Genomic DNA, 13,323 nt, shown 5'->3' with positions numbered 1-13,323 from the left:
GCTCATTCATCCTGGGTGACGTCCGCATCGCTCGTGAGGCCCGCGAGGAGCTCCGGATGCTGGGCGAGGAGCTCGGCGTGCAGCGCCTGAACCGCGGCATCGTCGGGGGCGCGCGGGCGTGCGAGCGCGAGGGTGCGATCGAGCACGACGCGCCCGGGGGCGGCCGAGAGGAAGCAGATGCGGTCGGCAAGGGCCAAGGCTTCGCGCAGGTCGTGGGTGACGAAGAGCACGGTCGCACCCGAGCGCTGCCACTGCTCGACCAGCATCGTGCGCAGGCGGTTGGCGGTGGGCACGTCAAGCGACACGAAGGGCTCGTCCATCAGCAGGAGTTTCGGTTCGATCACGAAGGCGCGTGCGAGCGCGACGCGGCGCTGCATGCCGCCGGAGAGCCGTCCCGGGTAGGCGTCGAGCACGTCGCCGAGGCCCATTGCGGCGAGGAGCTCGCGCGCGCGCCGCCGCGCTGCAGGGCTCGCGTCGGTGACCAGCAGCACGTTGTCGAGCACGGTGAGCCAGGGCATCAGGCGCGGCTCCTGAAACATGAAGCCGATGTCGTGCGTCGTGTCGGCTCCCGCGAGCCGCACGCGGCCCTCGACGTCATGGTCGAGGCCGCCGACGACGTTGAGCAGCGTGCTTTTGCCGCAGCCCGAGGGGCCGACGACGCACACGAACTCGCCCGGAGCGGCCGTGAGGCGCAGGCCAGCGAGCGCGAGGTGCGGGGCGCCGGCGCGGTCGGGGTAGGTCTTGCGGTCGATGGCGATGTCGAGCATTCAGGTTCTCCAGCGCGTGAGCCGCCGTTCGAGCGGGCGCAGGCCGGCCGCTTCGACGACGAGCACGACCGCCGCGAACACGAGCGTGTAGGCGAGGATGCCGGCAATGTCGAAGAGTTGGAAGAACATGTTGAGCTGGAAACCCACGCCGTTGCTGCGGCCCAGGAGTTCGACGACCAGCACGATCTTCCAGATCAGCGACAGCCCCGCGCGCGCCGAGGCCATGAGGTAAGGCACGAGCTGGGGCAGATAGACGTGGGTGAAGGTGCGCAGCCGCGGCAGGCGGTAGGCGTGGGCGACCTGCATCAGGCGGGCGTCCACGGCGCGCGCACCTTCGCGCACGGTCACGACGACGGTGGGGATCTTGTTGAGCGCGACGGCGACGATCGCGGCGGTGTCGTTGAGGCCGAACCACACGTAGCACAGGATGATGGTGACGAGCGCGGGGATGTTGAGCCCGAGCACGAGCCAGCCGTCGAGCAGCGCATCGAGCCGGCGCCAGCGCCCCATGGCGATGCCGATCGCGGCACCGATCGCCAGCGCCAGAAGGAACGCGACAGCGACGCGCGCGAGCGTGATGGCGAGATGCGTGGGCAGCGCGAGCGAGGCGGTCTCGGCGGCGATGCGCGCGAAGACGGTGGCCGGGGGCGGCAGCGTCGGACTGGCGAAAAACCACGCGGCGAGCTGCCACAACGCGAGGAAGGCAAGCAGCGAGGCCGCGCGCAGCAAGCCTTCGCCCCGTGGGCCGCGGCGTTTCATCGCGCGCCGCACGGGGACGGCCGGCGAGTGCCAGGCGGCGACATCATCGAGTCCGGCCTTCATCAGCGCGAGGCGCCCGCGCGCCAGAAGGTTCCGCCGGGCAGTGCGGTAGCGGCTCCGACGAGCTCCGCCCCGCCTTCCTGGGCGAGGATCGCGAACACGCGCTGCGCAGTGCGTTCGGCCTGCGCGATGTCCTCGCCGGGGATGCCGGCGCGGAAGCCGTCGCGCAAGGCCACGAGCGTCGCGTCGTCCTCGGCGCGCGTGAGCGGGCGCAGTTCCTCCCATACCGCATCCGATTCCCGCATGTGGCGGCGCGCCTGGGCGCCGGCACGGAGGAAGGCTTCGAAGGCCGCGCGGTGTTTCGTTGCCCAGTTCTCGCGGAACACCCAGCCGATCATCGGCAGTTCGCCGTCGACGCCCAGCCCCTTGAGGACGTCGTCGAGGGACAGGAGTTCGCGCATCCCGGCCGCGCGCAGGCGCGCCGAGAAGTGCCAGAAGTTCATCACCGCCGGCAGCTCGCCCTTGAGCATCAGCGCGTTCAGAAGCGGCGGCGCGCCGAAATCCGGTTTCACAAGCGTCGCGGCGTCCTCGCCAAGGGTCTTGCGCGAGTATGCGCGCAGCAGCAGCCAGCTCTTGTCCAGTGCGCCGCCGGCAACCCCCAGGCGCTGGCCGCGCAGGTCGGCGAGCGCACGCACGTTGGCGTCCGGGCGCACCATGATCCCGCCTACCGCACGCGAATACGGCACGAAGGCGAAATCGCGCCCTTCGGCGCGCTGGCGTGCGACCCAGATCCAGTCGTTCACGATGAGGTCCACCGCCCCGCCCTGCAGGGCGACGTTCGCGGCGTCCTTCTGCGCCAGCGGCACAACCTCGATGCGCACGCCCTCGCGCTCGGCGTAGCCCTGCCGCTTCATCACCTCGAGCTCCCAGCTCACGGTGCCGTACTGCAGCACGCCGATGCGGATCAGCGCCGGGTCGGCCGCACGTACCGGGGCGATCAGGCAGGCGAAGAGAGCGGCCGCCGCCAGGCATACACGCGCAAAGGGTCGCAGCATTGAATCGTCTCCATCGTTATTGTGTCAGCGTCCGCCGGATCGAGCCGGGGACGGTCATGGTACCAATGCAGGATTCGATCCAGCCTTGCGGCGCGGTCGCGATATACCTTGCCGCAAGTCGCATGTTCCGCAATGGAGCAGTTGCTCCATTTTGGAACATCGAACCGGGAAACGGCGCATCGCGGGCACTTCCGCTGGATCGAACATCCGCTTCAAGCATAGTGCATGATCAGCCCTCGTTCGCGAGGAGCGAGAGTTCCTCGTCCGCGAACGGGCGCGAACGCGTCAGGAAGGTCAGCCCCGCGGGCCCTTCGAGCGAGAACATCCCGCCGCGGCCTTCGACAACATCGATGATCAGCTGCGTGTGCTTCCAGTATTCGTACTGTGCGCGGCTGATGTAGAAAGGGCTGCCGCGGATCTCGCCGAGCAGGATATCCGCGGGGCCGTGCTTCACGATCAGGCGTTCGATCAGATTATCGGCACTTTCAGTGGCGATGACACGCTGGACCATGACTCACTCCTTGCACGCCACGAGGTGAGAAAAAAAACGGGCGGCCGGAGCCGCCCGTGAACCTCATCCGTTGTGGACGGAAGAGAGGGAGAGAAGACACAGAGCCACACGGCGCCCGGAAGAACCCGGACGCGCGTCCCGGCAACGCGTTCAGAAGAAACCGAGCGCGAGGTTTTGACTCCGCGCTCAGAAGAAACCGAGCGCGTTGGGGCTGTAGCTCACCAGCAGGTTCTTGGTCTGCTGGTAGTGGTCGAGCATCATCTTGTGCGTTTCGCGGCCGATGCCGGACTCCTTGTAGCCGCCGAAGGTGGCATGGGCCGGGTAGGCGTGGTAGCAGTTGGTCCATACGCGGCCGGCCTTGATGGCGCGACCCATGCGGTAAGCCGTGCTGCCGTCGCGCGACCACACGCCGGCACCGAGGCCGTACGGGGTATCGTTGGCGATCTCGAGCGCTTCCGCTTCGTCCTTGAAGGTCGTCACGGCCAGCACCGGCCCGAAGATCTCTTCCTGGAAGATGCGCATCTTGTTGTGGCCCTTGAACAAGGTCGGCTGGATGTAATAGCCCTCCGCCAGTTCGCCACCGAGACGGGCGCGGTCGCCGCCGATCAGCAGTTCGGCGCCTTCCTGCTTGCCCACATCGAGGTAGGACAGGATCTTGTTCATCTGGTCGGTCGAGGCCTGCGCGCCCATCATCGACGCGGTATCGAGCGGACTGCCCTGCTTGATCGCCTTGACGCGAGCCAGCACGCGCTCCATGAACTTGTCGTAGATCGACTCCTGGATCAGCGCGCGCGACGGGCAGGTGCACACTTCGCCCTGATTGAAGGCAAACAACACCATGCCTTCGACCGCCTTGTCGAAGAGGGCGTCATCGGCCGCCGCGATGTCCTCGAAGAAAATGTTGGGCGACTTGCCGCCGAGCTCCAGCGTCGCCGGAATGAGGTTCGTCGCCGCGGCCTGCGCGATGACGCGGCCGGTGGCGGTGGAACCGGTGAAGGCGATCTTGGCGATACGCTTGCTGGTCGCCAGCGGCATGCCGGCTTCGCGACCCAAGCCATTGACGACGTTGAGCACGCCCGGGGGCAGCAGGTCGGCGATCAGTTCGACCAGCACCAGGATGCTGACCGGGGTCGATTCGGCGGGCTTCAGCACCACGCAGTTGCCGGCGCCGATGGCCGGGGCAAGCTTCCACGCCGCCATCAGGATCGGGAAGTTCCACGGAATGATCTGGCCGACGACGCCCAGCGGCTCATGGAAGTGGTACGCGACCGTGTGCTCGTCGATCTCGCTAATGCCGCCTTCCTGAGCGCGCAGGCAGCCCGCAAAGTAGCGGAAATGGTCGATCGTCAGCGGAATGTCGGCGTTCAGAGTTTCGCGGATCGCCTTGCCGTTGTCGACGGTCTCGGCGTAGGCCAGCATTTCGAGGTTGGCTTCCAGCCGGTCAGCGATCTTGAGCAGGATGTTGGCGCGATCGGCAGCCGAGGTGCAGCCCCACTTGTCGGCTGCGGCGTGGGCAGCATCGAGGGCGAGATTGATGTCTTCCTCGGTCGAGCGGGCAACCTGGCAGAACGGCCTGCCTGAGATCGGCGTGATGTTTTCGAAATAATGGCCGCGCACCGGGGCCACCCACTTGCCGCCGATGAAGTTGTCGTAGCGCGTCTTGAACTGGACTTTGGCGCCTGCCTGGCCGGGCATCTCGTAGATCATTGAACTCGTCTCCAGAAGTGTGTCGATTGTGTGTCGATTGGTCGAAACGCTGTCTCGCGTCGCCATCCCTTCCGCAGGGCGCGTGCCAGCGCCGCCGAACATCCATTCCGGGAACGATTTCCCTTTTGAACACAATCATTTGCGCCCGCGATCCGGCATTCCCGGCAATCGCTCCCCTGCGTGCCCGGCCCTGTCGTCACCTGCTCAACAAGACAACACCTGTTCCGATGCGTGACAGATCCGCCTGTGCCACCACGCCCGTCGTCGCCGACGAACCTCGTGCGATGCCTTGGTTCCACGCAGGGGGAATGATTCATGCTTCGTGGCTTTCCATGATGGAAGCTTCACCCCCCATGTCTCCGCCGGAAACGCTCGTCGCATCGTGGCAACGCAGCCGCGAGCACGGGCTGCGGCCCGACGAACCGCTCAATGACACGGCGCTCGCGCCGGGCGAACTCACGGACCGCATCGCGGCGAACAACCGCCTGCTCGCCTTCTCGCGCCCGATGATCGAAGGCCTGTACCGCCAGATCGGCAGTCCCTCATCCACGGTGCTGCTGGCCGACCGCCAGGGCATGATCCTCAGCGCGCTGGGCCACACCGATTTCCTCGACCGCGCGACCCGCGTCGCGCTGCGGCCCGGTGTCGACTGGAGCGAAGCCACGATGGGCACGAACGCGATCGGCACCGCGCTGCACGCAGGAACGGTCGTCACGGTGCAGGGCGACCAGCATTACCTTGCGCGCAACCGCATCCTCACCTGCGTGGCGACACCCATCCTCGCGCCGACCGGCGGCATGCTGGGCATCCTCGACGTGTCGTCGGACGCGCACGAGAACCTCACCCATGCCGAGGCACTGCTGCGCACGACGGCCGAGCTGATCGAGCACCGTCTGCTCGAAACGCTGGACGACGGCTTCATCGTCCTGCACTTCCACACGCGCCGCGACGCGCTCGGCGACCCCCTGCACGCGCTGGTCGTGTTCGACGAAAGCGGCCGGCTCGTCGCGAGCAATCGCAAGGCGCGCGCAATGCTCGGCCTGGACGCACGACGTCCCGCGGCGACCTATGAGGCCTGCTTCGCGACGCCGTGGAACAGCCTGGTCGGATGGGCAGCGCAGGCGCCCGACGCGCCCTTTCCCCTCTACGACCTGAACGGCCGCACGCTCATCGCCCGCGCCAGCCTGCGTTTGCGGCATCACGCCGACGCGGCACCGCGCGCCGGAACGGCCCGCCGCGACGATTCCCGCCTGGGTGCGATCGGCCACGGCGACGAGCGCATGACGCGCATCGTCGAAACGCTACGCGACTGCGCCGCAGAAAACATGCCGCTATTGATCGAAGGCGAAATGGGGACCGGCAAGGCGCACCTCGTGCGCGCGTTCCATGAAGACCACAAACCGACCGTGGACGCACCGCTGATCGGCATCGACTGCACCGCCCTGCCCGCCGGGGAAGCCGCGGAGGCGGAACTGGACCGCGCCTGGACGCAGGCGGCCAACGGCATCCTCTTCCTCGTGGAGATCGACGCCCTGCCCGCCACGCTGCAGGCGCGGCTCTTCGATGCCCATGACGGCAGCCGCGCCCGCGTGATCGGCACGGCACGGCGGCCGCTCGCCGAACTGCGCCGCGAAGGACGCCTCGACTTGCGCAACTTCGAAGCGGCCGGCGGCCGGATCATCAGCCTGCCGCCGCTGCGCGAGCGCGACGATTTCGACGAACTCGTGCGCCGGTTCGTGCGCGAGGCCGGCGGCGGGCGACCGATCTACGTGTGCCCCGACGCGCTTGCGCTACTGCACCGCCACCTCTGGCCGGGCAACCTGCGCGAACTGCGCAACCAGCTGCGCCTCATGCTCGCGCTGATGGGGGACGAGGCCAGCCAGCTGTGCCCCGAGGACATCCCGCCGGAACTGTTCGAGAACGCCGCCTGAGCCCGCGCGGGATCAGGCCGGCTGCACCGCCTCGCTGCGCGCACGCACAAGCGGCAGCAACTGGATCGCCATCACGCACGCGAAGATGAGCGCGCCGCCCAGCAGCTGCATCGACGTGAGCACCTCGCCGACGAAGATGCGCGCGGCGATCGCCGCGAACAGCGTCTCGCAGCTCAGCAGGATCGCCGCGTCGGCCGCCAGCGTGTGGCGCTGCGCCACCACCTGCAGCGTGAAGCCCAGCCCCACCGAGAGGATGCCTGCATAGGCGATCGACGGCAGTGCGCGCTCCAGCGCATCGACGCTGACGACCTCCAACGAAAACCCGCTGACCATGCCCAGCGCGCCGCACATCAGGAACTGCAGGAACGCGATCGTGATCGGGGCGCCGCGCCTTGCCGCGACCCGCCCGACCACCATCACGTGCGCGGCCCAGAACAGCGCGCTCGCGATCACCCACAGATCGCCCGTCGACAGCGCCGAGAGGCTGCCGCCGCCGAGCAGGAAGGTGCCGCCGAGGCAGCCGGCGCTCGCCGGCCACACCGACCAGTGCAGGCGCTCACGCAACAGCAGCGCGCTCGCGACGGGCACCAGCGGCACGTACAGGGCAGTCAGGAAGCCCGCGTTGCTGACGGTGGTGCCGGCGATGCCGATCTGCTGCAAGGCCGCGCCGAGAAAGAGCACCACACCGAGCGCCAGCCCGCCCGCCAGGTCGCGACCGTCCAGCCATATGCCGCGCCGCCCGAGCCGGCGCAGCTCGCGCGCGACCAACGGCAGGATCACCACGGCACCGAACAGGAAACGCACGCCGGTAAAGGTGAAGGGGCCGACGTCGCGCATGCCCGTCTGCTGGGCGACGAAGGCCGTCCCCCAGATCAGTGCTGCAACCAGCAGGAGTCCGTTGGCCTGCGCGCGCTTCATTCACCTGCTCCCATACAATGCATATCGCCGCGAACCGGGCGACGCGACTTTATACCCGAGCCGCAGGCGTCGCTGGCGATGCAAAAATGCCCGTTTTGGACAAATCGCCAATCAACCCTGCCATTTCGCCAGATTGATGGCATTTCGATACAACATTGTCGATTCTGTTTGACGGCCACATCCGTCAAAGTTCGGCCCTGCAAAACGGCATCGACCAGGGCCGTGACGCTACGACCGGGCCCGGCGAACCACTCCTCGCCGGGCCCGGTCGAACCGAATCCTTAAACCGCCGCGTACGACGCGTGACAGGGGCAGACCAAGACCATGACGAACCTCAACGTTAGCCTGATCGGCGTTCCCACCGACGTCGGCGCCGGCACGCGCGGCGCCAGCATGGGCCCCGAAGCCCTGCGCGTGGCGGACATCCACGCGGCGATCGCCGCTTTCGGCGCCGACGTGCGCGACCGCGGCAACCTCGCCGGCCCGTCCAATCCCAACCTGCCCGCGGTCGATGGCTTTCGTCACCTGCACGAGGTCGCGCAGTGGAACGAAGTCCTGCACGAGGCGGTATACGCCGAGCTGCGCGCGGGACGCCTGCCGGTGATGATGGGCGGCGACCACTGCCTCGCGATCGGCTCCATCAGCGCCGTCGCACGCCATTGCCGCAGCGTCGGCAAGAAGCTGCGCGTGCTGTGGTTCGATGCGCACGCCGACCTCAACACCGCGACGATGACCCCTTCGGGCAACATCCACGGCATGCCCGTCGCCTGCCTGTGCGGCCACGGCCCGGAAGTGCTGACGCGCATCGGCGGCCACATCCCGGCGATGCAGCCCTCCGAGATCCGCCAGATCGGCATACGCAGCGTCGACGAGGGAGAAAAGCGCTTTCTGTGCAAACTCGGCGTCGAAGTCTTCGACATGCGCTACATCGACGAAGTCGGCATGCGCGCCGTGATGGAACAGGCGCTCGCCGGCGTCGACGAGAACACGCACCTGCACGTCAGCCTCGACGTCGACTTCCTGGACCCGACGATTGCGCCGGGCGTGGGCACCACCGTGCGCGGCGGGCCGACTTACCGCGAGGCCGAGCTGTGCATGGAGATGATCGCCGACACCGAACAGCTCGCCTCGCTCGACATCGTCGAGCTCAATCCCGCGCTCGACCACCGCAACATGACCGCCGAGCTGGCCGTCGACCTCGTCGAAAGCCTGTTCGGCAAGAGCACGCTGATGCGCATGCACCGGCAGACGCGCGGCAACCGCTGAGGCGACGGCTCGCCTCGACGCGCGGACGCGATTTCTGCGCCGTGCCGGAACTCGCCACACGCGTCGCCGATCTTCTGGAAGTGATGGACGCGATGCGTGCCCGTTTCGGGCGATACTGACGCACCCCCTCCCGGTGGAGGGAAACGCGGCTTCAGGCCGACGGCATCGGCGGGATCGACCAGGACGGAATCGAACCATGAAGCAGCTCGACGAACTGCTGGTGCGGATCCAGGGACTGCAGGAAGAACTGGAAGCCGAATACCGCGCACGCCGCGAGGAACTGGCGCGCAGACGGCTGGAGCTCGCCGACAACTTCCTGCGCCAGCAGCGGCGCTACAAGATCGGCCTGTTCCGCTACCTCCGGCGCACACGGCTGCTGGTGATCCTGACGGCGCCGGTGGTCCACATCGGCTGGATCCCCTTCCTGCTGATGGATCTCTTCGTCACCGTGTACCAGGCGATCTGCTTCCCCGTGTATGGCATCCCCAAGGTGCGGCGCTCCGACTACATGGTGTTCGACCGCACCGACCTGCCCTACCTGAACCTGATCGAGAAGATCAACTGCTTCTACTGCTCCTACGGCAACGGCGTCGCCGCCTACACGCGCGAGGTGGCGGCACGCACGGAACAGTACTGGTGCCCGATCAAGCACGCGCGCCGCATCCGCCAGGCGCACGACCGCTACCCCCATTTCTTCGACTTCGGCGACGGCGAAGCCTTCCGCGCCGGGCTCGAACGCCTGCGGCGGCAGTACGGGCAGGACGACGCGCCGGAAACGACACACAAGGCGCACAAGCCCGACTGACGCCGTCTGTTGCCGATGCGCCGGCGCGCGTGCGGCGCCGACGCGGCGGGACGACCTTCCCGGCGCCTGGAATGCAGACTGGATCACGCTCGCACGGATGTCCCTGCGGACAAGCCGCTGCAACGCATGCTATGGTGCCCCGTCTACATCCCGAACGATTTGTCATGGCACTGAATCCGACCGTTCAGAACCCCGTGGCCGCCGGTGGCGACACCGGCATCGATACCGATTCGGCCGCTGCGGCGCAAACTGCCGCGACCGCTTCAGGTCCCGAAATCAACAGCCCGCCGCGCAAGCTCTTCCCGTTCCGCGACATGCACCTCCTGGTCGGCGACCGGCTGCAGGTCGAATGTCCCGCGCATATGGGCGTCGGCAAGGTCTTCGTCCGCACCGTGGGCTACGTCGAGGCCGCCAGCCTGATCGTCACGACCCCCACGCGCGGCGGCCAGCGCGTGAATCTCGTGGAGAACGACCTGCTCATCGTGCGCGCCTTCTCGCGCCAGAGCGCATTCGCTTTCCGCTGCTCGGTACTGCGCGCCTGCCGGCTGCCGTTCGACTATCTGCACCTGTCCTTCCCCGACGTCGTGCATGGCAGCGAAATCCGCAAATCGACGCGGGTGCGCGTGCGCCTCGCGGCCCGGTGCGCTGCGGAGGGCGGCGAATCGCAGGACGTGATCCTCGAAAACATCAGCTCGACGGGCATGCTCCTCGCCGCGGAGCGCCCGCCTGGCGCGCCGGGCGATTCCGTGCGCCTCGACTTCGCGGCCCGCGTGCACGATGTCGACACCGGCCTGCGCATCGAAGCCAGGATCGTCAGCATTGCCCGGATCGACGACCGGGAACCGTCGGGCGCCGCCGCCATGTACCGCTGCGGGCTCGAATTCGGCCATCTGCAGCCGGGCGACCACATGGTGATCAAGGGGCTCGTGTATCAGCAGATCATCGAGAACCCCGCGAGCATCGTGTAGCGCGGCGAAGACTCGTCAGCAGCCACAGCCCGCCCCCCCAGCGACGGCGACCCGACGCTTGTCGGGACATCCGGCCCGCGGTGCCGCCGGTGCGCCGCCTCGCCTGTCGTCGTCTTACAATGCGCCCGCTGCACCCAAAACAACAACACAGGATTTAGCGCATGCATTCGCGCAAGGCATTGCCGGCCCTCACGGTCGGCGCGATCGGCGTGGTGTTCGGCGACATCGGCACGAGTCCGCTTTACGCCCTGAAGGAAATCTTCAACGGCCACCATCCCATCCCCGTCACCCCCGAGAACATCCTCGGCATCCTGTCGATGGTGTTCTGGTCGATCATGGTGCTGGTGACGCTCAAGTACGTGCTGATCATCATGCGGGCCGACAACCGTGGCGAAGGCGGCTCGCTGGCGCTGCTGGCATTGATCGTCGACAAGGCGAAAAGCCGGCGGCTGACCTGGGTCGTGTCGATGCTGGGGGTGTTCGCGGCGGCGCTGTTCTACGGCGACAGCATGATCACGCCGGCCATCTCGGTGCTGTCTGCCGTCGAAGGCCTGGGCATCGTCGCGCCGGGGCTGCAATCCTTCGTCGTGCCTGCCACCGTCGTCATCCTCACGGCGCTGTTCATGATCCAGCGCCGCGGCACCGGCGCCGTCGGCCTGTTCTTCGGCCCGGTCATGGTGGGCTGGTTTGCCGTGCTCGCCGTGCTGGGCCTGCAGGAAATCATCCGTCACCCGGAAGTGCTTGCTGCGCTGAACCCGCTGTACGCACTCCACTTCATCGGCAAGCACACCGCCCTTGCCTTCCTCGCCCTCGGCGCGGTCGTGCTCGCGGTGACCGGCGGCGAGGCGCTCTACACCGACATGGGCCACTTCGGCCCCTTCCCGATCCGCCTCGCGTGGTTCGGCTTCGTGATGCCGTCCCTGGTGCTCAACTACTTCGGCCAGGGCGCCCTGCTGCTGAACGAGCCGGCGGCCATCGAAAGCCCGTTCTTCCACCTCGGGCCGACGTGGGCCATGATTCCGATGCTGATCCTCGCGACGCTCGCGACGGTGATCGCCTCGCAGGCGGTCATCTCCGGAGCCTTCTCGGTGGCGCGCCAGGCCGTGCAGATGGGCCTTCTGCCGCGCATGCTGATCGTGCATACCTCGGGCCAGGAGGAAGGGCAGATCTACGTGCCCTTCACCAACTGGACGCTCTACCTCGCCGTGATCGCGCTGGTGCTGGGCTTCCAGAGTTCGTCCAACCTGGCCGCCGCGTACGGCATCGCCGTCACAGGCACGATGATGATCGACACCGTGCTCATCGCCTTCGTGATGATCCTGCTGTGGCGCTGGAACCGGCTGCTCGTCGCGCTAGTCGCCGGCTCGCTGCTGGCCGTCGACATCGCCTTCTTCGCCGCCAACGCGATCAAGATCCCGCAGGGCGGATGGTTCCCGATCGCGATGGGACTCGTGTCCTTCACGGTGTTGACGACCTGGCGCCGCGGACGCGGCCTGGTGCAGGAGGAAATCGCCAGGCAGGGGCTGTCGATGAGCGATTTCACGGCGATGATAGGCAGCGTGCACCGCGTGCACGGCACGGCGATCTTCATGACCAGCGCCAAGGACGGAGTGCCCGCCGCGCTGCTGCACAACCTCAAGCACAACCAGGTGCTGCACGAACGCGTCGTGCTGGTCACGGTACAGACCGCCGACACGCCTTACGTCAGCGAACTCGATCGCATCTACCTGCACCCCCTGAAGCAGGGTTTCATCCGCGTGGTCCTGCGCTACGGCTTCATGGAAGACCCGGACATCCCGAGCGCGCTGGACCACTGCAGCCGCTTCGGCGAGCCCTTCGACATGATGGAGACGACCTTCTACCTGTCGCGCGAAACGGTGATCCCGCGCCTGAGCCGCAGCCGCATCGCGCCGTGGCGCGCGCGCCTGTTCGCGTTCATGTCGAAGAACGCGACCAGCGCGACGGATTTCTTCCGCATCCCGAACAATCGCGTCGTCGAGCTCGGCACGCAGCTCGTGATCTAGCGGCCTTCGTTACGGCTCCTGCGGCGGTTCGCGGAAGTGCGCTTCCGCGAGCTGCGCCGCCACCGCCCACAGTGCCGGCGCGCCGCGCTCGATGGGCGGGCGGCAGCGGGCCTCGACCTGTTCCAGCGTGACGTCGCATTCGACCCAGGTGCCGCCGTCGGTGGCGGCGTTGTGCAGCATCGGCTGGAAACGGTCGAGCGCCTTGGCGAATTTCGCGTCGTCGCTCTCGGCCGCCTCGAACTCGAACCACAACTCGCGGAATTCGGCTGCCTGCGCATCGGGCAGCAGGCCGAAGATGCGCTCGGCGGCGAGCCGTTCACGCTCGGCCTGGCCCGCGTGCGTCGAAGGCACGTGGAAAGGCACGTCGCCCGCATCGATCTCGACGATGTCGTGAATCAGCAGCATCTTCACGACGCGCATCACGTCGACCTCGCCCGCGGCATGCCCCGCCAGCACTAGCGCGTACAACGCGAGATGCCACGAATGCTCGGCGCTGTTCTCGCGCCGCGAACGGTCGATCAGCGGCGACAGGCGCACGACGCTCTTGAGCCGGTCGATCTCCTTCAGGAAGGCCAGTTGCCGTTCGAGGTCGTGCAGGTTCACGATGCTGCG

12 protein-coding genes are annotated in these 13,323 nt (G+C 67.4%); 5 read left to right on the top strand and 7 right to left on the bottom strand.

What is annotated here, in order from left to right:
- Window positions 1-2: 2 nt before the first annotated feature.
- The 5 genes from F464_RS0113865 to adh all read right to left on the bottom strand — a co-directional run bounded on the left by F464_RS0113865 (window position 3) and on the right by adh (window position 4,799).
- Window positions 3-767: an ABC transporter ATP-binding protein gene (locus F464_RS0113865; RefSeq protein WP_018990426.1), complete on the bottom strand. Its 765-nt coding sequence runs from the start codon at window positions 765-767 to the stop codon at window positions 3-5.
- Window positions 768-1,589, bottom strand: coding sequence for an ABC transporter permease (locus F464_RS0113860; RefSeq protein WP_018990425.1), 822 nt, complete (start codon window positions 1,587-1,589; stop codon window positions 768-770). It lies immediately after the preceding gene.
- On the bottom strand, window positions 1,589-2,581 hold the full coding sequence (locus F464_RS0113855) for an ABC transporter substrate-binding protein (RefSeq protein ID WP_018990424.1): 993 nt from the start codon (window positions 2,579-2,581) through the stop codon (window positions 1,589-1,591). Before F464_RS0113855 ends, F464_RS0113860 begins: the two co-directional genes overlap by 1 nt.
- Before the next feature lie 229 nt (window positions 2,582-2,810).
- Window positions 2,811-3,092 carry a DUF779 domain-containing protein gene (locus F464_RS0113850; RefSeq protein ID WP_018990423.1) on the bottom strand — a complete coding sequence of 94 codons (282 nt, stop codon included), beginning with the start codon at window positions 3,090-3,092 and terminating at the stop codon, window positions 2,811-2,813.
- Window positions 3,093-3,278: 186 nt separating this feature from the next.
- Entirely contained in the window at window positions 3,279-4,799 is a 1,521-nt protein-coding gene (adh, locus tag F464_RS0113845) for an aldehyde dehydrogenase (RefSeq protein WP_018990422.1), read from the bottom strand.
- A 353-nt stretch (window positions 4,800-5,152) separates the two neighbouring features.
- On the opposite strand from adh, the gene F464_RS0113840 reads away from it, so the two are divergent.
- Window positions 5,153-6,730, top strand: a complete 1,578-nt coding sequence (locus F464_RS0113840) for a sigma-54-dependent Fis family transcriptional regulator (protein WP_018990421.1) — start codon at window positions 5,153-5,155, stop codon at window positions 6,728-6,730.
- Window positions 6,731-6,742: 12 nt separating this feature from the next.
- Here F464_RS0113840 and F464_RS0113835 read toward each other — a convergent pair whose 3' ends face one another.
- The gene (locus F464_RS0113835) at window positions 6,743-7,648 is read right to left on the bottom strand and encodes a DMT family transporter (RefSeq protein WP_018990420.1); all 906 of its coding nucleotides are present in this window, start codon (window positions 7,646-7,648) and stop codon (window positions 6,743-6,745) included.
- A 324-nt stretch (window positions 7,649-7,972) separates the two neighbouring features.
- Between F464_RS0113835 and rocF the strand changes: the two genes are divergently transcribed.
- From rocF to F464_RS0113815, 4 genes are all read left to right on the top strand, one after another.
- On the top strand, window positions 7,973-8,914 hold the full coding sequence (gene rocF, locus F464_RS0113830) for an arginase (RefSeq protein WP_018990419.1): 942 nt from the start codon (window positions 7,973-7,975) through the stop codon (window positions 8,912-8,914).
- A 196-nt stretch (window positions 8,915-9,110) separates the two neighbouring features.
- Complete coding sequence (locus tag F464_RS0113825) at window positions 9,111-9,719, top strand: hypothetical protein (protein WP_018990418.1); 609 nt, start codon at window positions 9,111-9,113, stop codon at window positions 9,717-9,719.
- 164 nt (window positions 9,720-9,883) lie between these two features.
- Window positions 9,884-10,687 (top strand): flagellar brake protein, encoded by an 804-nt coding sequence (locus tag F464_RS28530; RefSeq protein WP_018990417.1) that lies wholly within the window; start codon window positions 9,884-9,886, stop codon window positions 10,685-10,687.
- Window positions 10,688-10,848: 161 nt separating this feature from the next.
- Window positions 10,849-12,711, top strand: coding sequence for a potassium transporter Kup (locus F464_RS0113815; RefSeq protein ID WP_018990416.1), 1,863 nt, complete (start codon window positions 10,849-10,851; stop codon window positions 12,709-12,711).
- 9 nt (window positions 12,712-12,720) lie between these two features.
- On the opposite strand, the gene F464_RS0113810 is transcribed toward F464_RS0113815, so the two are convergent.
- Entirely contained in the window at window positions 12,721-13,314 is a 594-nt protein-coding gene (locus F464_RS0113810; RefSeq protein WP_018990415.1) for an HD domain-containing protein, read from the bottom strand.
- Window positions 13,315-13,323: the final 9 nt, after the last annotated feature.

The sequence above is a fragment of the Aromatoleum toluclasticum ATCC 700605 genome (assembly GCF_000378245.1).
GTDB lineage: Bacteria > Pseudomonadota > Gammaproteobacteria > Burkholderiales > Rhodocyclaceae > Aromatoleum > Aromatoleum toluclasticum.
This window is presented reverse-complemented; position numbering and strand designations above follow the sequence as displayed.